The 18,302-nt window shown below is 27.5% G+C and carries 19 protein-coding genes, 5 tRNA genes, 1 other RNA gene and 1 pseudogene; 16 read left to right on the forward strand and 10 right to left on the reverse strand.

Going from position 1 to position 18,302, the window contains the following annotated elements:
• A pseudogene (locus tag V2W16_RS00005) lies at nt 1-2,025 on the forward strand (hypothetical protein); the annotation flags it as partial.
• Nucleotides 2,026-2,064: 39 nt separating this feature from the next.
• Complete coding sequence (locus V2W16_RS00010) at nt 2,065-4,815, forward strand: toll/interleukin-1 receptor domain-containing protein (RefSeq protein ID WP_329379516.1); 2,751 nt, start codon at nt 2,065-2,067, stop codon at nt 4,813-4,815.
• A 117-nt stretch (nt 4,816-4,932) separates the two neighbouring features.
• On the opposite strand, the gene V2W16_RS00015 is transcribed toward V2W16_RS00010, so the two are convergent.
• The 3 genes from V2W16_RS00015 to V2W16_RS00025 form a co-directional block, all read right to left on the reverse strand.
• Nucleotides 4,933-5,017: transfer RNA gene (locus V2W16_RS00015), tRNA-Tyr, on the reverse strand.
• An 8-nt stretch (nt 5,018-5,025) separates the two neighbouring features.
• Nucleotides 5,026-5,102, reverse strand: a tRNA-Asp gene (locus tag V2W16_RS00020).
• Nucleotides 5,103-5,120: 18 nt separating this feature from the next.
• Nucleotides 5,121-5,195, reverse strand: a tRNA-Glu gene (locus V2W16_RS00025).
• A 188-nt stretch (nt 5,196-5,383) separates the two neighbouring features.
• Here V2W16_RS00025 and V2W16_RS00030 point away from each other — a divergent pair.
• On the forward strand, nt 5,384-5,794 hold the full coding sequence (locus tag V2W16_RS00030) for an acyl-CoA thioesterase (protein WP_329379519.1): 411 nt from the start codon (nt 5,384-5,386) through the stop codon (nt 5,792-5,794).
• 43 nt (nt 5,795-5,837) lie between these two features.
• Here the strand turns inward: V2W16_RS00030 and V2W16_RS00035 are convergent, their stop codons facing one another.
• Nucleotides 5,838-6,626 carry an HAD-IIA family hydrolase gene (locus tag V2W16_RS00035; protein ID WP_138269325.1) on the reverse strand — a complete coding sequence of 263 codons (789 nt, stop codon included), beginning with the start codon at nt 6,624-6,626 and terminating at the stop codon, nt 5,838-5,840.
• Nucleotides 6,627-6,769: 143 nt separating this feature from the next.
• Between V2W16_RS00035 and V2W16_RS00040 the strand changes: the two genes are divergently transcribed.
• Nucleotides 6,770-7,648 (forward strand): metallophosphoesterase, encoded by an 879-nt coding sequence (locus tag V2W16_RS00040; RefSeq protein ID WP_329379529.1) that lies wholly within the window; start codon nt 6,770-6,772, stop codon nt 7,646-7,648.
• 26 nt (nt 7,649-7,674) lie between these two features.
• On the opposite strand, the gene V2W16_RS00045 is transcribed toward V2W16_RS00040, so the two are convergent.
• Entirely contained in the window at nt 7,675-8,025 is a 351-nt protein-coding gene (locus V2W16_RS00045) for a helix-turn-helix domain-containing protein (RefSeq protein WP_329379532.1), read from the reverse strand.
• Nucleotides 8,026-8,268: 243 nt separating this feature from the next.
• Here V2W16_RS00045 and V2W16_RS00050 point away from each other — a divergent pair, with 243 nt between their 5' ends.
• Nucleotides 8,269-8,484: a hypothetical protein gene (locus tag V2W16_RS00050; protein ID WP_329379535.1), complete on the forward strand. Its 216-nt coding sequence runs from the start codon at nt 8,269-8,271 to the stop codon at nt 8,482-8,484.
• Nucleotides 8,485-8,520: 36 nt separating this feature from the next.
• Here V2W16_RS00050 and V2W16_RS00055 read toward each other — a convergent pair whose 3' ends face one another.
• The 3 genes from V2W16_RS00055 to ssrS all read right to left on the reverse strand — a co-directional run bounded on the left by V2W16_RS00055 (nt 8,521) and on the right by ssrS (nt 9,877).
• The gene (locus V2W16_RS00055; RefSeq protein WP_329379538.1) at nt 8,521-9,033 is read right to left on the reverse strand and encodes a ferritin; all 513 of its coding nucleotides are present in this window, start codon (nt 9,031-9,033) and stop codon (nt 8,521-8,523) included.
• A gap of 69 nt (nt 9,034-9,102) precedes the next feature.
• A complete protein-coding gene (locus tag V2W16_RS00060) occupies nt 9,103-9,690 on the reverse strand; it encodes a sugar O-acetyltransferase (protein ID WP_329379541.1) in 588 nt (195 codons plus the stop codon).
• Between the two features lie 21 nt (nt 9,691-9,711).
• A non-coding RNA gene (ssrS, locus tag V2W16_RS00065) (6S RNA) lies at nt 9,712-9,877 on the reverse strand.
• A 220-nt stretch (nt 9,878-10,097) separates the two neighbouring features.
• Between ssrS and V2W16_RS00070 the strand changes: the two genes are divergently transcribed.
• The 5 genes from V2W16_RS00070 to V2W16_RS00090 all read left to right on the forward strand — a co-directional run bounded on the left by V2W16_RS00070 (nt 10,098) and on the right by V2W16_RS00090 (nt 15,162).
• A complete protein-coding gene (locus tag V2W16_RS00070) occupies nt 10,098-11,315 on the forward strand; it encodes an argininosuccinate synthase (protein WP_329379544.1) in 1,218 nt (405 codons plus the stop codon).
• Nucleotides 11,316-11,466: 151 nt separating this feature from the next.
• Entirely contained in the window at nt 11,467-12,072 is a 606-nt protein-coding gene (locus tag V2W16_RS00075) for a hypothetical protein (RefSeq protein WP_329379549.1), read from the forward strand.
• A gap of 94 nt (nt 12,073-12,166) precedes the next feature.
• Nucleotides 12,167-13,537, forward strand: a complete 1,371-nt coding sequence (gene argH / locus V2W16_RS00080; RefSeq protein WP_329379552.1) for an argininosuccinate lyase — start codon at nt 12,167-12,169, stop codon at nt 13,535-13,537.
• Nucleotides 13,538-13,644: 107 nt separating this feature from the next.
• Nucleotides 13,645-13,998, forward strand: coding sequence for a hypothetical protein (locus V2W16_RS00085; protein WP_329379555.1), 354 nt, complete (start codon nt 13,645-13,647; stop codon nt 13,996-13,998).
• Between the two features lie 42 nt (nt 13,999-14,040).
• Nucleotides 14,041-15,162 (forward strand): glycerate kinase family protein, encoded by a 1,122-nt coding sequence (locus V2W16_RS00090; RefSeq protein WP_253229485.1) that lies wholly within the window; start codon nt 14,041-14,043, stop codon nt 15,160-15,162.
• Between the two features lie 70 nt (nt 15,163-15,232).
• On the opposite strand, the gene V2W16_RS00095 is transcribed toward V2W16_RS00090, so the two are convergent.
• Both V2W16_RS00095 and V2W16_RS00100 read right to left on the reverse strand, forming a co-directional pair.
• Nucleotides 15,233-15,308 (reverse strand) — tRNA-Thr (locus V2W16_RS00095).
• A gap of 267 nt (nt 15,309-15,575) precedes the next feature.
• Nucleotides 15,576-15,651, reverse strand: a tRNA-Thr gene (locus tag V2W16_RS00100).
• Nucleotides 15,652-15,895: 244 nt separating this feature from the next.
• Between V2W16_RS00100 and V2W16_RS00105 the strand changes: the two genes are divergently transcribed.
• The 6 genes from V2W16_RS00105 (at nt 15,896) to V2W16_RS00130 (ending at nt 18,301) form a co-directional block, all read left to right on the forward strand.
• Nucleotides 15,896-16,312, forward strand: coding sequence for a sigma factor-like helix-turn-helix DNA-binding protein (locus tag V2W16_RS00105; protein WP_253229484.1), 417 nt, complete (start codon nt 15,896-15,898; stop codon nt 16,310-16,312).
• 133 nt (nt 16,313-16,445) lie between these two features.
• Complete coding sequence (locus V2W16_RS00110; protein ID WP_171020680.1) at nt 16,446-16,613, forward strand: hypothetical protein; 168 nt, start codon at nt 16,446-16,448, stop codon at nt 16,611-16,613.
• A gap of 111 nt (nt 16,614-16,724) precedes the next feature.
• Nucleotides 16,725-17,156, forward strand: coding sequence for a hypothetical protein (locus V2W16_RS00115; protein WP_329379566.1), 432 nt, complete (start codon nt 16,725-16,727; stop codon nt 17,154-17,156).
• Between the two features lie 3 nt (nt 17,157-17,159).
• On the forward strand, nt 17,160-17,555 hold the full coding sequence (locus tag V2W16_RS00120; RefSeq protein ID WP_329379569.1) for a hypothetical protein: 396 nt from the start codon (nt 17,160-17,162) through the stop codon (nt 17,553-17,555).
• A gap of 72 nt (nt 17,556-17,627) precedes the next feature.
• Nucleotides 17,628-17,918 (forward strand): hypothetical protein, encoded by a 291-nt coding sequence (locus tag V2W16_RS00125; RefSeq protein ID WP_138269701.1) that lies wholly within the window; start codon nt 17,628-17,630, stop codon nt 17,916-17,918.
• Nucleotides 17,919-18,022: 104 nt separating this feature from the next.
• On the forward strand, nt 18,023-18,301 hold the full coding sequence (locus V2W16_RS00130) for a hypothetical protein (protein WP_329379576.1): 279 nt from the start codon (nt 18,023-18,025) through the stop codon (nt 18,299-18,301).
• The last annotated feature ends 1 nt before the right edge of the window (nt 18,302 follow it).

Here is an 18,302-nt window from a genome sequence, read left to right on the forward strand (position 1 = left end):
GTTTTAATACCTGCGTACAGAGACATGGACCCATATGATTTACCAGAAGAATTTTCAAACCTGCAAGCACAAGATATGAGCAAATTAGGTTTTATGCAGGACTTAATAAGAGGAATAGAGAAGATTCTTGGTAAAGAAGATGGGATAGTTGCTGAGACTATCATACTAAATGAAAATGTAAGTGTTGAAAATTTAATAAAAAGAATTAAGATGTTTCTTGAAGATAAGGACTTTGAAAGTGCCAATGAGTACTGCGAAAGAGCTCTCGATATGGATCCTGTAAATGCAAAAGTATATTTTTACAAACTTTTAATTGAATATGGTGTGTCAACATTAGATGAATTAAAAGAATGTAAAGAAGATTTTTCTGTTAGTTCAAACTATAAAAGAGTAATTCGTTTTGGTGATAACGATTTAATAAATAATGTAAATTTATATTTAAATGAAGCTATAAAAAAATTTAAAGAGGAAAAAACTCAAGAAATATATTATTCTGTAATAGAAAAAATAAAGTATGCATTTACCATAGAAGATTACAAAAAAATTATAAACGATTTAAACAAAATAATTGATTATAAAGATTCGAAAATATTATTGGAAAAATATCAAAACATACAAAACAACATGCTTTATGAAAAATCTATAGAATTAATGAAAAATGATTCTATTGAACATCTTTTTTTGGCAAAAGAATATTTGGAAAGAATTCCAAATTGGAAAGATGCGAGTAAAAAATATGAGTATTGTAATAAAAAAATAGAAAGATTACAAAAAGAAGAAGAAGTTTATAATAAAAATATATTTTATAAAGTAAGGGATAAATTTACAGATTGGTTGTTTAAAGGTGATGTATCTGGTCATATTAATACATGTATTTTTATTGTAATTTCTGTAGTTATAGGTATCAATGTTTTTATTAATAGTTATATTGAACCTAGATCATATTATAATGAAGCAGTGGAATATGCTAATAATGATGACTATTATAATGCAATGGAATATTTTGAAATGGCAGGTGAATATAAGGATGCACAAAGCCAATATGAAAAATATTATTCTATTGTGAATTATAATGAAGCTGTAATGTTTGAGGATGAGAAAGATTACGGAGAGGCTGCGGTTTTATATTCAAATGCTGGAGATTATAAAGATGCAAAAGAAAAATCTCTTGAATGTTATAATAAGGTAAAAAAATATTATAATTCAATGAGTTTTTATGATAATAATTTTATAGCTATAAAAGAAAAAAAAGAAAAATATGATAACGAAATTCTTTTTGAAAATAAAGATGATTTTTATGATTCTTATTGTTCATTTAGCAGTTGGGAAAATATAGTTTCTGTATGCATGGGAGAAAGATACTATTTAGGATTAAGATCAGATGGAGTTGTAGAGTTACAAACTCGTTATAATTATAGTGACTACGAATATAACATTGGAGATTGGACCAATGTGGTAGCTATTGATACATATGAAGATACTATAGTCTGTGTACAATCAGATGGAACTGCAAAAATCTTTACTGATAAAACTTCTATCAAAGATGCTGTTGAAGGTTGGATGAATTTAGCAGATGTTAAAGTTAGAGGAGATTGTGTGGTGGCTCTTAAAAAAGATGGAACAGTTGTATCTGACGGGTTAACGGAAAGTATAGAAGAAGAGCTTGCAAAACTAAAAAATATTTCAAAAATAGAATTTTCAAATGGGGTAATTGCTTGCTTAACAAAATCAGGTAAGGTTATTGTAGTAGGAGATAGTAATAAATTTGATGTGTCTAAATGGAAAAATATAAAAGATATTTCTCTTGGAAGCTGTCTTGTTGGATTAAAAACAGATGGAACTGTTGTTCAAACAGGCGGTGTAGGGATATCAAAAATAGATAAATGGGAAAATATTGTGGATGTATATACTTGTAATAATTATATTGCAGGATTGAAGAAAGACGGAAGTGTTGTTTTTGTAGGAAATGATTATCAAAATATGAAAAAAACTTTATCTGATGAAAAAATAAAAATTTCAAATTAGGTTTTAATTTGCGATAGTGATAGAAATTTGAGGTATAAAATGGGGTTATATAAATGTAAGATGTGTGGCGGCACGTTAAGAATAGAAGAAAATCAAGAGGTAGGAGTATGTGAGTATTGCGGTACAAAGCAGACATTACCTCTATTAAATGACGAAAAAAGAGAAAATTTATATAATGCAGCCAGTGAACTAAGAAGGAATAATGAATACGATAGAGCATTAAAGGTATATGAAAGTATCTTAGAAGATGACAGCACAGATGCAGAGGCATATTGGTGTTTAGTATTATGTAAATATGGAATAGAATATGTAGAAGATCCAATAACACAAAAAATAGTACCTACAATAAACAGAACCCATTATACATCAGTATTTGCAGATGGAGACTATAAACTTGCAATAAAATATGCAAGTGAAGAACAAAAGAGAATATATGAAGAGCAAGCAAGAGAAATAGACGAGATACAAAAGGGGATACTTGAAATATCAAAGAAAGAAGAACCTTTTGATGTATTCATATGTTATAAAGAAACGGATAAGAATGGAAGAAGAACAAGGGATTCAGTACTGGCTACAGAACTATATCATGAATTAACAGAAGAAGGATTTAAAGTATTTTTTTCAAGGATAACGTTAGAAGATAAACTTGGAAGCGAATATGAGCCTTATATTTTTGCTGCACTAAATTCAGCGAAGATAATGGTAGTACTGGGAACAAGTGAAGAGAATTTCAAATCAGTATGGGTAAGGAATGAATGGAGCAGGTATTTAAGTTTAATAAAAAACGGAGAAGAAAAAGTTTTAATACCTGCGTACAGAGACATGGACCCATATGATTTACCAGAAGAATTTTCAAACTTGCAAGCACAAGATATGAGCAAATTAGGTTTTATGCAGGACTTAATAAGAGGAATAGAGAAGATTCTTGGTAAAGAAGATGGGATAGTTGCTGAGACTATCATACTAAATGAAAATGTAAGTGTTGAAAATTTAATAAAAAGAATTAAGATGTTTCTTGAAGATAAGGACTTTGAGAGTGCCAGTGAGTACTGCGAAAGAGTTCTTGATATAGATTCCGAAAATGCACAAGTTTATTTATATAAACTTCTTTTAAAGTATGGTTTATCTAAACCTGAAGAGCTTAGTAATTGTAAAGAAGATTTTTCAGTCTGTCATTATTATAAAAAAATCATGCAATTTGGAGATGAAAATTTAAAAAATGAGGTTAGTTCATATTTAGATAATGCAAAGAATTATATAAATAATGAAATGCCAGAACATATATATAATAATGTAATAGAAAAAATAAAATGTGCAAAAGATATAGAGGATTATCAAGAAATTGTAAAAGATTTAAGTAGTATAATTGATTATAAAGATGCTAAAGTTTTGCTTGAAAAATCTCAAGAAGAATTAAATAATAAGATTTATAATAAAGCTGAGGAGCTTATAAATTCAGGTTCTTTAGATGATTACATACTTGCAAGAGATTATTTAAAAACAATTTTAAGTTGGAAAGATTCAAATAATAAATATCAACATTGTAATAAGCAAATTAATAAAATAAAAAAGATTAATATAACAAAGTCTAGATTAAAAAATATTTATGAAAAAGTAAAAGAATTTGCTGTTAATCATGTTTATATAACTATTATTATATTAATAATAATTTTTCTTTTATTTTCAAAAATAATTTTTCCTTTTTTTAATTACCAAATAGCTATGCATTATTATAATTCAAAAAATTATTATAAAGCAATGGAGCATTTTGATGAAGCTGATGGTTTTAAAGATTCATATGAAAAATATGGCATATGTAAAAAAATAATTAATTATAATAATGCTTTAAAAGCTGAAAAAGCAGAAAATTATGGTAATGCTGCATTATTATATTCAATGGCAGATGATTATAGTGATGCAAAAGAAAAATTTTCATATTGTTATAAAAAAATAGATAAGAATTTACAAGTTCTTAGTTTTAATGAGGATGAATTTATAAGTGTAAATACAAAAGGAAAGATTGTTGGTGCAAAAGAAAGTTCTGGTTATTTTTTAAAAGATTCAACAGTAAATATGTGGGAAAATATTATTTCTGTATATTTGAGTGATGATTATATATTTGCAATAAGTAATGATGGAAATTTAAATATTAAAAATTTTGATAGTTCTTCTAATAAATATATATATCCATTTGAAATTGAAGATTGGAAAAGTATTGTTTCTGTGGATATAAATAAAAATACAATTGTTGGCGTACAATCAAACGGAAAAGCAAATATTATTACAGAAAATGATACGCTTAAAGAAATTGTAACCAATTGGGAGAATTTATTAGATGTAAAAGTAGAGGATAATTATATTATAGGTCTTAAAAAAGATGGGACAGTTGTTGCAGGTGGTGTGGATAAAAGTATAAAGAATGATATTGAAGGATTAAAAAATATAGTAAAAATAGAATGCTCAAATGGAATAATTGCATGCTTGACAAAATCAGGTAAGGTTATTGTGATAAGGGATGAAAATAAAAAATTTAATGTGTCAAATTGGAAGAATATCGAAGATATAGCTCTCGGAGATGTTCTTGTTGGATTAAAATCAGATGGAACTGTAGTTCAAACAGGTGGCATAGGTATGTCAGAATTAGATAAATGGAATGATATTGTAGACATATATACTTGTAAAAATGTTGTTATAGGTGTAAAAAAAGATGGAAGTGTTATCTTTGATGGAACTAATTATAAATATATGGAAGATGTTTTAGAAAATGAAACCATATTAGTAAATAAGTAGCAAAATGTTGTATTTAAAATAAGCAATAAAAAAGAGCGTTTTTTTGCTCTTTTTTATATTATAAAATAAAAAAAGTGTACAAACAAATTGTACACTTATAATAATCAATTATGAGGATGGTGGGGGAGAATGGATTCGAACCATTGTAGGCTGAGCCAACGGATTTACAGTCCGCCCCCTTTAGCCACTCGGGCACTCCCCCAGGTAAAATGGCGACTCGGAAGGGACTCGAACCCTCGACCTCTAGCGTGACAGGCTAGCATTCTAACCAGCTGAACTACCGAGCCGTAAAATTAAAAAGACTTTGGTGACCCCTAGGAGAATCGAACTCCTGTTTTCGCCGTGAAAGGGCGACGTCTTAACCGCTTGACCAAGGGGCCTTATTAACAGTCCTTTTATATTATACATGAAAAGTTATTAAATGCAAGCTTTTTTTTCAATTTTTATGAAATTTTTTCATGTTTTTTATTTAGGTGGATTTATTGCCATAAAATTAAAAAATAATCCTTTATTTAATGTTTTATGATAGAATATAAATGTAATTTATTTTATAAACAAAGAGGTAAAAATGAAAGATTACGAACATAAAGCTGAATATTATGAAACAGATCAAATGGGTATTATTCATCATTCAAATTATATAAGATGGTATGAGAGTGCAAGGATATATTTTATGGATAAGCTTGGAATTAGCTATAAAAAAATGGAAGAAAAGGGAATAATTTCTCCTGTTCTTAGTGTAAGCAGTGAATATAAGAATATGGTTTATTTTGATGATGTAGTTTTGGTAAATGTTAAAATAAAGAAATACAACGGTATTAGACTTGAACTTGAATATACTCTTACAAATAAAGAAACCGGAGAGATTGTTAATACTGGAAGCAGCAAACATTGTTTTTTAATGAATAATAAAATTATTAATTTAAAAAAGGTTTCTGAGGAATTTCATGAAATGTTTTTAAATGCCATAGAAGAATAAAAAACGTTTGATATCATAATACAAAATGATATCAAACGTTTTTTTATTTTATATATGGAATCATATCATACGCTTTATCAAATATTAAGTCTGGGGTAGTATCAAACTTAGGTATATCTTCTTTTTTTGTTTCTCCACTTAGAACAAGGATTCCTTTTGCTCCATTATTTACTCCAGTTGCAACGTCAGTATAAATTCTATCACCTATAAATGCAATTTCTTCTCTTTTATATCCGGTACTTTCAACTATCATATCTACAGTTTCTTTAAATGGTTTTCCAAGATATTTAGGTTTTTTCTCTGTAGATTTTGTTATAAGTTCACACATAGCACCGCAGTCAGGCATAAAACCGTTTATTGTAGGACAGTTTATGTCAAGATGTGTTGCAAGAAATAAAGCTCCATTTCTTATATAATGGCATGCTTTATCTAGTTTCTCATAAGTTAAAGTAGTATCGAAAGTCATAACTACTATGTCAGGATCTTCCTCAACAAGATTAATTCCTGCATCTTTAAAACTCTTTGTTACTTTAGGTGTAGCAACTAAGTATACTTTTTTATCTTTATATTTTGTATTTAGATATTTTATTGTTACGTCTCCTGATGTCATTACATCTTTATCGGTAACATTAAATCCCATATTGTTAAGTCTTTCTACATAAGTTTCTCCTGTTCTTGAAGAATTGTTTGTGAAAAATAAAACACCTTTATTGTTCTTTCTTAAATGTTCAATAAAGTCAAGAGAACCTTCTATAAGAGTTGAACTTAAGTAGATTGTTCCGTCCATATCCATAACGAAAAGTTTTATATCTTTTAAATCTTCTTTTTTCATATGCACCTCTATAAAAATTATGTACGTAAATTATGTATGCTAATTATATCATATAAATTTATTTATTAAAAACACTATTTTCCTTTTGGTTAAAAAACATATTGTGATATAATAAACAATACACTATATATGGAGGTTTTATTTTGAGAAGATTTAAAATAGTTACTCTATTGATTGTTCTTGTACTTTTTGTATATTTATATTTTGAAAATACCTCTTTATTTATAGTTCAAAAGAATGAAATTGTTTCAAATAAGATAGACAGTAATTTTAATGGATATAAAATTCTTCAGCTTTCTGACTTACATTCGAGAGAATTTGGAGAAAACAATATAAAACTTATAAATAAAATTTATAAAATCGATCCTGATATTATAGTTTGTACGGGAGATATGATGAATTCCACAGAGGATGATGGTCATGTTTTTATAAATTTGGTAAAAAAAATATCAAAAGATTATCCTGTTTATTATATAGATGGAAATCATGAACAGCTTGTTGAATATAATAATGTTGGTGTTTATGATGAATTTATATCTTCACTAAAAGAGCTTGATGTTAAAGTTGTAAAAAATACCAAGATAAAACTTCAAAAAGGTTCATCATATATAAATATGTACGGGCTTAATGTAGATTTAGTATATTATTCTACAAAGGCAGCTTTAAAAGAATCAAATATAGAATATACTGAAGATAATTTTTCAAAGACTATAAATAAAGAAACATTTGAAAATAATAAATATAATATTTTATTAACTCATAATCCTATTTATTTTGAAGTATATGAAAAAAGCGGTGTCGATTTGATTTTATCCGGACATGTTCATGGGGGGATAATAAGGATACCTTTTAAAGGTGGACTTTTATCTCCTGATCAAGAATGGTTTCCAAAATACTACCATGGATTATATACAATTAATGATACAAATATGATTGTAAGTGCCGGACTCGGAAACGATACTGTTAATTTTAGAATATTTAACCCTTTTGAAATGAATTTAATAACTTTAAGAAGTGAATAAAAAAGACTTAATATATTAAGTCTTTTTTATTTTGTATTGTTTAATTCTTTTAATTGATATTTGGCAAATTTTAAATTCTCTATTAAAAACTTTTGTTCTGCAAATGAGCAGTTTTTAAATATTTCTTCGTATTCTTTTATCATTTCATTTTGTGCCGTTTTTATTATACTTCCTTTTAAAATTTCATCTACGGTTATTTCAAGTGTATTTGCAATGTCAACTATTGTTTGAAGAGATGCTTTGCTTTGACCTTGTTCTATTTTACTTATGTGAGTAACGGATTTATTTATTAACTTAGATAATTCTTTTTGTGTAATATGTTTATTTTTTCTATAACTTTTTATTGTTTGTCCAATATGTATATAATTTAGTTTCATTTTAAAATCCTTTATGTAATTATTAGTGCTATTTAGTATATATAATTAAATTAATACTTTTGGTTGTTATGATAGTATTATACAAAATTTATATTATAAATACAACGTTATACAATTAATTTGCCATTATTTTAAAATATACTATTTTTAATAAAATTAACCTTTATAGTTGTATTTTTCGACAAATTTTGATGTTTAAAAAATATATAATAATGTCAAGAAAAAAGGAAAGAGGTAAAAGAAATGAAAAAGATGAAATTATTTGTTATGTTTTATATGGTAAAAATGTTTGAAAGAATAGGGGATAATATGTATTTAAATATAAGGGTTGAACTAAAAAAGAATGAAAATCAAGTTGTCAATGACAGATTAGTAAATATGTATAAAAGATATTTTAAATTTAGAGCTAAACAGCTTAAAATAAAGAAAAGATATTTAGACTTGGCATTGAATATATAATTGCATATAAAAAAAGCACCTTTTGGTGCTTTTTTATTATTCAGCAGTTGTTGGAGCTGAATATGTTCTACCTAGAAATTCTTGGTCAAGAGAGTATAAACCTTTAGCATCATGACCAAATAATTCAAATTTTCTTATATTATCTTCAGCGCTTTTTTCTTCTTCCATTTGTTCTGATACAAACCAATCTAAGAACTTCATTGTTCTGTAATCTTTGATTTCGTATGCAGCATCATATATATTATTTATTAAACCTGTTACGATTTTTTCATGTTGTAATGTTTTTACAAGTGGATCCATTGGTTTTTCATATGTGTATTCAGGTTTTTCAATAGCTCCACTTGTGATTTTATGTCCGTTATCTTTTAAATATTCTCTGATCATCATTGCATGATCTCTTTCTTCTTGAGCTTGGATATAAAACCAGTTTTCAAATCCATCTAAACCGTAATCAGCATAGAAATTTGCCATATCTAAATAGATATAAGCAGAGTATAATTCTTTATTTATTTGATCGTTTAATAATTCAGCAACTTTTTTATCTAACATTGTTCTTATCTCCTTTTTTGTTTGTATTTAAATTATAATGGTTCTAATTTAAAATGTCAAGTATTTTATTTAAAAAATAATATTTTCTATAATATCATCTTTTGTTATGTTTCTGATTACCTTGCAAGGAACTCCTCCTGCTATAGCTCCTTTTGGTATATCTTTATTTACTACACTTCCGGCAGCAATTACACTTCCTTGTCCTATAGTTACACCTGCACAAATTGTAGAATTTGCACCTATCCATACATCATCTTCTATTGTTATAGGTTTGGATGTTCCAACTCCTTTTGCTCTTTGGGTTTTATCTATTGCATGACCTGAACATGCAATACATACACCCGGAGCAATAAATGCATTTTTACCAATATTTACAGGAGAGGTATCAAGTATTACACAGTTATAGTTTATTACAGCTAGCCCATGCATATGTATATTGAATCCATAATCACAGTGAAAAGAAGGTTCTATAAAAACAAGAGGATTATATGTTCCAAGTAAATTTTTTAGAATTTCTTTTCTTTTGTCTTCTTCTATTGGAGAAGTATTATTATATTCAAAACATAACATTTTAGCTTTTTGTTGAATTTTTGCAAGTTCATTTGAATGGTTTGAATTATAACCTTGTTTATTTTTTAATATTTCCATTAAATCCATATTTTGTACCCCTTAAAATAAAAAAGACCCTAAAATTGCCAAGATTTTGATCCTATCAAAAATGATAGGTGGGTTATCTGCTTACCGCTTCTGCCGTCCACTTATAGAGGCTTGACATCTACTTAAAGACCCGATATCCCTGTGTAAAAGTGTAGGTTCAAAATAATAGCATAATTTTAAGGTCATATATATTATATGATTAAATTATAAAAATATCAACCTAAAAGATATTTTGTGTATATCAAAATTTGGAAACAGAGTAAATATTTTATGCAAAATTTTTAATAAAAATGTATAAAAATAAAAAAATATAAAAAATTTTCCTTTTATTGTTGACTAATTATACATTTTTATGTATAATTAGTCAGTATTTTAAATTAGTGATTTATTTTGGAGGTATATATATAATGAAAGATAAAATAGTATTAGCTTATTCAGGTGGACTAGATACTTCAACAATAGTTCCTTGGCTTAAAAATAATTATGATTGTGAAGTTCATGCGGTATGTGTTGATGTTGGACAAGTAGATCCAAATGAAAAAGAAGATTTAGCAAAAAGAGCCATTGAATATGGTGCAGATAGTATTGATATAATTGACGCAACTGAAGAACTTGTAAATGATTATATTTTCCCAATGTTAAAATCAGGCGGAGTTTATGAAAACAAATATTTACTTGGTACATCTATTGCAAGACCATTAATTTCTAAGATTTTGGTTGATAAAGCAAGAGAACTTGGTGCAAATTGTATTTGTCATGGTGCTACAGGTAAAGGAAACGATCAAGTTCGTTTTGAACTTACAATTATGGCTTTAGCTCCTGATATTAAAATCATTGCTCCTTGGAGACTTTGGAGTATTAAATCAAGACAAGATGCTCTTGATTACTGTATTAAACATGATATTAAACTTAATATGTCAGCAGAAGAAAGTTATTCAAGAGATATGAATATTTGGCATTTATCTCATGAAGGATTGGAACTCGAAGATCCTGCAAACATGCCTGATTACAGAAACCTTCTTCAAAAAACAACATATGTAGAAGATGCTCCAGATGAAGCAGAAGAAATTGAAATTGAATTTGAAAAAGGTATTCCTGTTAAATTAAACGGAGAAGAAATGGATGGTGTTATCCTTCTTGCAAAATTAAACGAACTTGGCGGAAAACATGGTATTGGTGTTGTAGATATGGTTGAAAACAGGGTTGTAGGTATGAAGTCAAGAGGTATATATGAAACTCCGGGCGGAACAATTTTATACTATGCTCACAATGAACTTGAACAACTTGCTTTAGATAGAGAAACTCAAGCATATAAGAGAACAGTAGCAGTTAAATATGCTGATCTTGTATATTCAGGAATGTGGTTTTCTCCACTTAGAGAAGCATTAGATGCTTTTGTTGATAAAACACAAGAAACTGTTACAGGTAAAGTTTCTCTAAGATTATATAAAGGTAATATGATTACAAAAGGTATTGAAAGTCCATATTCATTATACAATGAAGAAATTGCTTCATTTGAAACAGGTGAATTATATGACCATAATGATGCAGCAGGATTTATTAAACTTTATGGACTTCCATTAAAAATCAGAGCTTTTATGAAAAAGAAAAACGAAGATAAATAGTTTATTTTACATTTAGTTTTTATCTTTCATCCTATAGACCTCTCTCTTAAATAAGAGAGAGGTTTTTTGTAGTCAAGATTAAACTTTATATTTAAAATTATTAAAAAAAATATTATCATGTATATATAAAATTATTTGAGGTTATTTTTTAATGAAAATTAGAGATTATAATTACAGAGATATTGACGGAAAATTTGTATCGGTAAATAATGCCGATAAATTTCTTTTAAAAATGGGAATTCATGATATTGAAGAACGTTTTATCGGATATGTTTATACAGATGATAAAAGAGGAATAATGCTTAGGATTTTGGGAGATATGGTTGATAAGTCAAATAGAAAATATATAGAAGAAAAGATAAAACTTGCCAATTATGATTTGATTGAAGATTTAGATATAGATATTTTAAATGAAATAGAACATATAAAGGAAGAGGAAGCAAAAAATCATTTAAAATTTGATGAAAATAACAAAACCATTTATAAAGTGAGAAATAGGAAAGAAATAGATAATCTTAGAAGCAGAATTTTTCCAGATGATATAAATATAGTTATACCTTATAAAGAAGGTTATGTTGAAAAAATTTGGGCAAGGTCTTTTGATTATATACAAAAAGAAAATATTTATATTTTATCTTTATTGAAAGACTCTGTTTATGATGAGAATTTAAAGAAAGATTCTCTTGTTGCTTGTAAATATTTTAATAACGGGAAAAGTGAAGCTTTGATTTTCTTGGGAGTTACAGAAATTTTGTAAAATCATGTATAATATTGTTATTGTCATATATTAAATAATATGTTATTGTAATAAATAGTGAAAAATTGAAAAGTTATGTTTAGGAGTAATTGTTATGAAAATGTGGTCAGGAAGATTTGCTGAGCAAAATGCAAAAGAAGTTGATATTTTTAACAACTCTCTTCATTTTGATAAAGTGCTATATAAATATGATATTAAAGGAAGTATAGCTCATGTAAAAATGCTTAGTAAACAAGGTATAATTACAAAAGAAGATGAAATTAAGCTTGTTGAAGCTTTAGAAAATTTAATGAAAGACATAGACGAAGGAAAAGTTACTTTTAATGAAGAATATGAAGATATTCACATGGCTGTTGAAAGTATCTTAACTGATAGAATAGGGGATAGTGCGAAGAGAATTCATACTTGCAGAAGTCGTAACGATCAAGTTGCTCTTGATATGAAGATGTATGTTAAAGCTGAAATAATGGAAGTTATGGGGCTTGTGAAAAATCTTATTTTTACATTACTTGAAATTGCAAAAGATAATACAAAAACAATAATGCCCGGATATACACATATGCAAAGAGCTCAAACAGTTACATTTGCGCATCATCTTTGTGCTTATGTAGAAATGTTTAGAAGAGATATGGACAGACTTAAAGATACATATAAAAGAACAAACGTTATGCCTCTTGGCGCAGGTGCACTTGCTTGTTCTACATTTGATATCGATAGAGATTATGTTGCAAGTTTACTTGATTTTGACAGCATTACTTTAAATTCTCTTGATACTGTATCTGACAGAGATTATGTAATTGAGCTTTTAGATGATTTAGCTATAATAATGATGCATTTATCACGTTTTAGTGAAGAGATTATTTACTGGGCTAGTGATGAATTTAAGTTTATCACTGTTTCAGATAAATATTCAACAGGTTCATCAATGATGCCTCAAAAGAAAAACCCTGATGTTGCAGAGCTTATAAGAGGTAAAACAGGTAGGGTTTATGGTAATTTAATGGCGATGTTAACAGTTATGAAAGGTCTTCCTCTTGCTTATAACAAAGATATGCAAGAAGATAAAGAATCAACTTTTGACAGTGTAGATACAGTAAAACAATGTTTAAGCATATTTACTGGAATGATTGATACAATAACCGTAAATAAAGATGTATTAAAAGATGCTTGTGTAAACAGCTTTATGAATGCAACAGATGTTGCGGAATATTTAGTTAAAAAAGGATGTCCATTTAGAGATGCGCATTTTGTGGTTGGTAATTTAGTTGGAAAATGTGTAAGAGAAAATAAATTCCTTCAAGATTTAACCTTAGATGAATTTAGGGAACAAAATGAACTTTTTGAAGATGATATTTACGAAGTACTTCATGTTACAACCGGAATAAACAAAAAGAATATGACAGCATCTCCGAAAGAAGATATAGTTAAAAAATACATAGAAAAAATACTTGATGAAATAAAATAAAAGACAACGTGGTGTTGTCTTTTTTTATTTCTAATATTATGGAAAAGTTTTTAATTTTGATTTATAATTATATAAAATTATATAATATTTATATTTGAGGTAATAAAATGATTTGCCCAAAATGTGGTTATGATAATAACAGGAGAAATGATTGTTGCAGTGAGTGTGGATTTTCTTTAAAAGAAAGAAAGGTAATAAATAAAAACGACAATAATATTACATATGCAGAAGTATTAACTAAACGGTATATCAGATATAAGACAATTCAAAATATTTCAGGTATGGTATTTTTAATTTCATTTATGACTATGTTTTTTGCTATTGATTCTGATTATGATATTATAGAGTTTATAGGAACTATAGGTATGTTATTGATATTACCGTCTTTGTTTTTATATATTATTTTTGGTATAGTAAGATATATACAAAAGAGGAAAATTACAAAAGAACTTGACAATTAAAAAAAGATTATTATATAAAATTTTTTATATGGAGAATAAGTTATGAAAATATTGGTTGCAATGGATTCCTTTAAGGAAAGTCTATCTTCTCTTGAAGCAGGGAATGCCGTAAAAGAGGGGATACTTAGTGTTGATGAAAATATAGATGTTGTTGTTAAGTCTTTTGCTGATGGAGGCGAAGGCAGTATAGAGTCTGTTATGGAGGATATTAACGGAGAAAGGATTGATTTAAAAGTCCATAATCCTTTGGGAGAAATAATTGATAGCTACTATGAGATTATGGATGATACTGCTTTTATTGAAATGGCAAAATGTTCTGGACTTGATTTGATACCTGAAAGCGAAAGAGACCCTATGATTACTTCGTCTTTCGGGGTTGGGGAAATGATTAGAGATGCTATTCGCAGAGGTATTAGAAATTTTGTAGTATTTATTGGTGGAAGTGCTACAAATGACGGCGGATGTGGCATGTTAAAAGCCTTAGGATATAGATTTTATGATGAATTTAATAATTTAATTCCTGCCGGTGGTGGTAAACTAAATAGACTTCATTATATTGATGAAAGCAGAGCTATGGAAGAATTAAAAGAATGTAAATTCGTTGTGGCTTCTGATGTTAAAAATCCACTTTGTGGAGAAGAGGGTGCAAGTATGGTTTATTCTATTCAAAAAGGTGCTGATGAAAAAATGGCATTTGATTTAGATTACAGCCTTAAAAGACTTGCAAAGGAAACATATGATAAATGGGGAATAGATTACAGCAATAAAGAAGGTGCCGGTGCTGCCGGAGGAATCGGGTTTGCTTTTATGGCATTTCTTGGGGGTAAAATTATTTCCGGAGTAGATGCTGTTTTAGATTATTCAAAGATAAAAGAAGAGATAAAAGATTGTGATTATGTTATAACAGGGGAAGGTAAATTTGATAGACAATCTTTTATGGGTAAAGCTGCGGTTAGTCTTTGTATAATGGCAAAGGAATATAATGTGAAAACAATACTGCTTGCAGGTAGTGTCGAAAGTGAAGATAAGCTTGACAGTGAGTTTATTGATGGATATTTTTCAATAATTCATAAACCAATGGAACTGGACGAGCTAATCGAAAAAGATACAGCCTATAAAAACTTAAAAAATACAGCAAGACAAATATTTAAGGTGATTGTTTAAAAAGCAGGTTCATACCTGCTTTTTTTGTATAAAAAAAACTCTGAATACTCAGAGTTAAAAGGCATAAAAATGGAGCTGATGATAGGACTTGAACCTACAACCTGCTGATTACAAATCAGCTGCTCTACCGATTGAGCCACATCAGCACCGCTCATATAATATACTAAATTATTTATGTTTTGTCAACTATTTTATTCTTAAACTTCAATATATATTTATAATTAATTAAAAATTTTTAGATACAATTATTAATATTATTTTACTATATGTAAGTTTTTTAATATTTATTTTTAAAATACTATTAAAGTTATTAATTGGTATTAAATATTTGCAATAGAGATAAAAAGATAACAATTATTATATAAAAAGTAAATAAAAAAACTCTGAATACTCAGAGTTAAAAGGCATAAAAATGGAGCTGATGATAGGACTTGAACCTACAACCTGCTGATTACAAATCAGCTGCTCTACCGATTGAGCCACATCAGCACCGCCTATATAATATACTAAATTATTTTGCTTTTGTCAACTGTTTTTTTTATTTTATTTATTTTTATGTTTTATTTTAAATATAGTTTAAAAATCTTGTAAAAAGTTGGGACAACATTTTTGGGAAAACATGGTATAATGATATCGTAAAAAATTATAAATAGCAGCTGTTATATATTAATCATTCAAATAAAAGAGTCAAAGTTAATTTGCTTTGGCTCTTTTTTGTTGGGAAGGAGAAGGGATGAAAAATAAAACTTTACTAGTTAATAAAAAGCGCATTGATGTAAGCGACGAAGTTTATAAAGCTTACTACAAAGAAAGAGAACATGAACGATATCTTTATAAAAAAGCGAAAGACAAAGAGTATTCATATGAAAATATGAAGGAAAATGGGATACAGTTTGAATATAATCAGGGTATGTATATTCAGTGTGAAGACGAAATAATAAAAAAATTAGAAATAAAAAAATTGAATTTAATACTTAAAGATTTAAGCAAAGATGAAAGAAGACTTGTTTATCTGTATTATTTTGAAAATAAGACAGAAAAGGAAATAAGTCTTCTTTTTAATTTGTCTCAAAAGGCAATAAATAAACGAAAAAATAATATTATAAAAAAACTTAGAAATTTTTATCAAACAAGGTACTTAAATATATAAAAATTTCCTTAAAGATATGAAAGAGAAATATTTGACAATTAAATAATCGTATATTTCAAAGTAGATTTTATATGTTGCAAATTTTAAAATCAAACGATTGCTTGTATTGTCAAAATAGAAAAGGAGGATAGTTATGGTTGAGATTAAATGTATTTCAGGCGATCCATTTTATATGGAGTCAAAGCTTGAAGAGGCTATGAATGAAGGATTTGAAATAATAGATATTACAACAAATTTGTATCATAGCAGCGGCGGAGAAAGAAAAGAGACTACAGCTTATCTAAAAAAAGTAATTAATTAGTTTAAAAGTATGAATAAATAAAAAATAAAGGCAGTTATATATAGAAATAGTTTTTAATGTTATTTATTTCATACTTTTTATATAAAACTTTTTCTTAGATATTTTAAGGAAATGAATTACGCTGAATGTCAGCGAAAACAACAGAAAGGAGATGATTTGTTTATGTTTGAAGAAACGATTGTGACAGTAAAAGAAAATCCTATTCAAAGAAAAGTTCTTATGATTCCAAAATTCAGGTTTGATGAAGTAAATGAAAAATATAAGCAAAATAAAAAAGATATTTTACTTTTGAAAGAAGAATTAAAGAAAAAAGAGAATGAGAAAAATCTTTTACTAAATGATATAAAAAATATTAAACAATCCTATGAAAAAGCTCTGATTAACTTACAGGTAAAGGAGACATTTGTGGAAGGTGGAATATTAAAAAAACAATATGAAACAATAATTCCAAAAATGACCTGCAAAGAAAATGAAAAGCCAGATTTGGCAAAAGCAATAGTTGACTTAATAAAACAAACAAAAGAAAAAGAAAAGGAGATTTAAAAAATGGCAATTAGTACACAAGGAACAAAATTAAAAATTACAGGAACAAAAGGAGAAGAACCTATCAATATTGATGTAGCGATTAAATCATTCCCTGATTTAGGAGCTGCACCGGCAGCAATTGAAGTAACTTGCTTATCAGATGATTCACAAAAATTCATCCCTGGTATTAAAGGTATGGCTGCTATGGAATTTGTTGCAAATTATGATGCAAATGTTTTTGAACAATTAGTTGGCGCAGAAGGTGAAGAATTAACATATAAAATTAACTTTGGTGAAACAGAATATTCTTTCACAGGTAAACATAACGCATTAATCGTAGGTGCTGGTTTAAATGTTGCAGTAGATATGAAAGTTGTTGTTTTACCAAGTTCAAAAATTTCAAAAAGCATTGCGTAGATAATAAATATAGAGGAGGAAACTCCTCTATAAAAAAGTATTTTATAAAATATTTTGAAAGGAAAAAACAAAATGATTATTAACAATAAAACATATACAATACCTGATTTGAATTTTAATGCAATTTGTAAATTGGAAGATATGGGGATTGCTTTAACTAATATGGATAAAATGATTTTATCTACTGTAAGAGGTTTTTTAGCACTATGTATGAATGGTGATTTTGAAAAAGCGGGAAGCGAATTGGAAGCACATCTTGAAAATGGAGGTTCTCTTGATGAAATACTACAAGAGATTAATAATGCAGTAGAACAAAGCGGTTTTTTTCAAGCTCTCAACAAGACAGCGAAGAAGGAAGCTTAACAGGTATAAAAAGAAAAGAAGAAAAATCTAATATAAAATCTTTAAAGGATTATATTGAGGAAGAATATCTCGTTAATGCACTTGCCATTGGAATTGATTATAATTTGTTTTGGAAACTTACTCCTAAGGAAGTTACATTTTTTGTTAAAGCATATGAAATAAAGAAAAAAAATGAAATTGAAAAAATCAATTTTAGTTCATGGATAAATGGTATTTATATATCTCATGCTATTGCAAGTGTTTTAGGAGATAATAATAAATATCCAGGTAAGCCTTTTGAGTTATTTAATGAAAACAAAGAAGAAGAAGTTAAAAATAATGAAGAGATTTTCAGTGCTTATGTTACTATGTTTAATAATGAATTTGAAAAGAAAGCTAAATAAT

This window comes from Anaerofustis butyriciformans, assembly GCF_036289385.1.
GTDB classification, from domain to species: Bacteria; Bacillota; Clostridia; order Eubacteriales; family Anaerofustaceae; genus Anaerofustis; species Anaerofustis butyriciformans.

Bases quoted from the DNA above. Each gene is read 5' to 3' on its own strand.
- V2W16_RS00105 (WP_253229484.1), top strand. From the start codon at position 15,896: ATGAAAAATAAAACTTTACTAGTTAATAAAAAGCGCATTGATGTAAGC.
- V2W16_RS00090 (WP_253229485.1), top strand. From the start codon at position 14,041: ATGAAAATATTGGTTGCAATGGATTCCTTTAAGGAAAGTCTATCTTCT.
- V2W16_RS00050 (WP_329379535.1), top strand. From the start codon at position 8,269: ATGAAAAAGATGAAATTATTTGTTATGTTTTATATGGTAAAAATGTTT.
- argH (WP_329379552.1), top strand. From the start codon at position 12,167: ATGAAAATGTGGTCAGGAAGATTTGCTGAGCAAAATGCAAAAGAAGTT.
- V2W16_RS00055 (WP_329379538.1), bottom strand. From the start codon at position 9,033: ATGTTAGATAAAAAAGTTGCTGAATTATTAAACGATCAAATAAATAAA.
- V2W16_RS00010 (WP_329379516.1), top strand. From the start codon at position 2,065: ATGGGGTTATATAAATGTAAGATGTGTGGCGGCACGTTAAGAATAGAA.
- V2W16_RS00120 (WP_329379569.1), top strand. From the start codon at position 17,160: ATGGCAATTAGTACACAAGGAACAAAATTAAAAATTACAGGAACAAAA.
- V2W16_RS00035 (WP_138269325.1), bottom strand. From the start codon at position 6,626: ATGAAAAAAGAAGATTTAAAAGATATAAAACTTTTCGTTATGGATATG.
- V2W16_RS00070 (WP_329379544.1), top strand. From the start codon at position 10,098: ATGAAAGATAAAATAGTATTAGCTTATTCAGGTGGACTAGATACTTCA.
- V2W16_RS00085 (WP_329379555.1), top strand. From the start codon at position 13,645: ATGATTTGCCCAAAATGTGGTTATGATAATAACAGGAGAAATGATTGT.
- V2W16_RS00125 (WP_138269701.1), top strand. From the start codon at position 17,628: ATGATTATTAACAATAAAACATATACAATACCTGATTTGAATTTTAAT.
- V2W16_RS00115 (WP_329379566.1), top strand. From the start codon at position 16,725: ATGAATTACGCTGAATGTCAGCGAAAACAACAGAAAGGAGATGATTTG.
- V2W16_RS00075 (WP_329379549.1), top strand. From the start codon at position 11,467: ATGAAAATTAGAGATTATAATTACAGAGATATTGACGGAAAATTTGTA.
- V2W16_RS00030 (WP_329379519.1), top strand. From the start codon at position 5,384: ATGAAAGATTACGAACATAAAGCTGAATATTATGAAACAGATCAAATG.
- V2W16_RS00110 (WP_171020680.1), top strand. From the start codon at position 16,446: ATGGTTGAGATTAAATGTATTTCAGGCGATCCATTTTATATGGAGTCA.
- V2W16_RS00045 (WP_329379532.1), bottom strand. From the start codon at position 8,025: ATGAAACTAAATTATATACATATTGGACAAACAATAAAAAGTTATAGA.
- V2W16_RS00060 (WP_329379541.1), bottom strand. From the start codon at position 9,690: ATGGATTTAATGGAAATATTAAAAAATAAACAAGGTTATAATTCAAAC.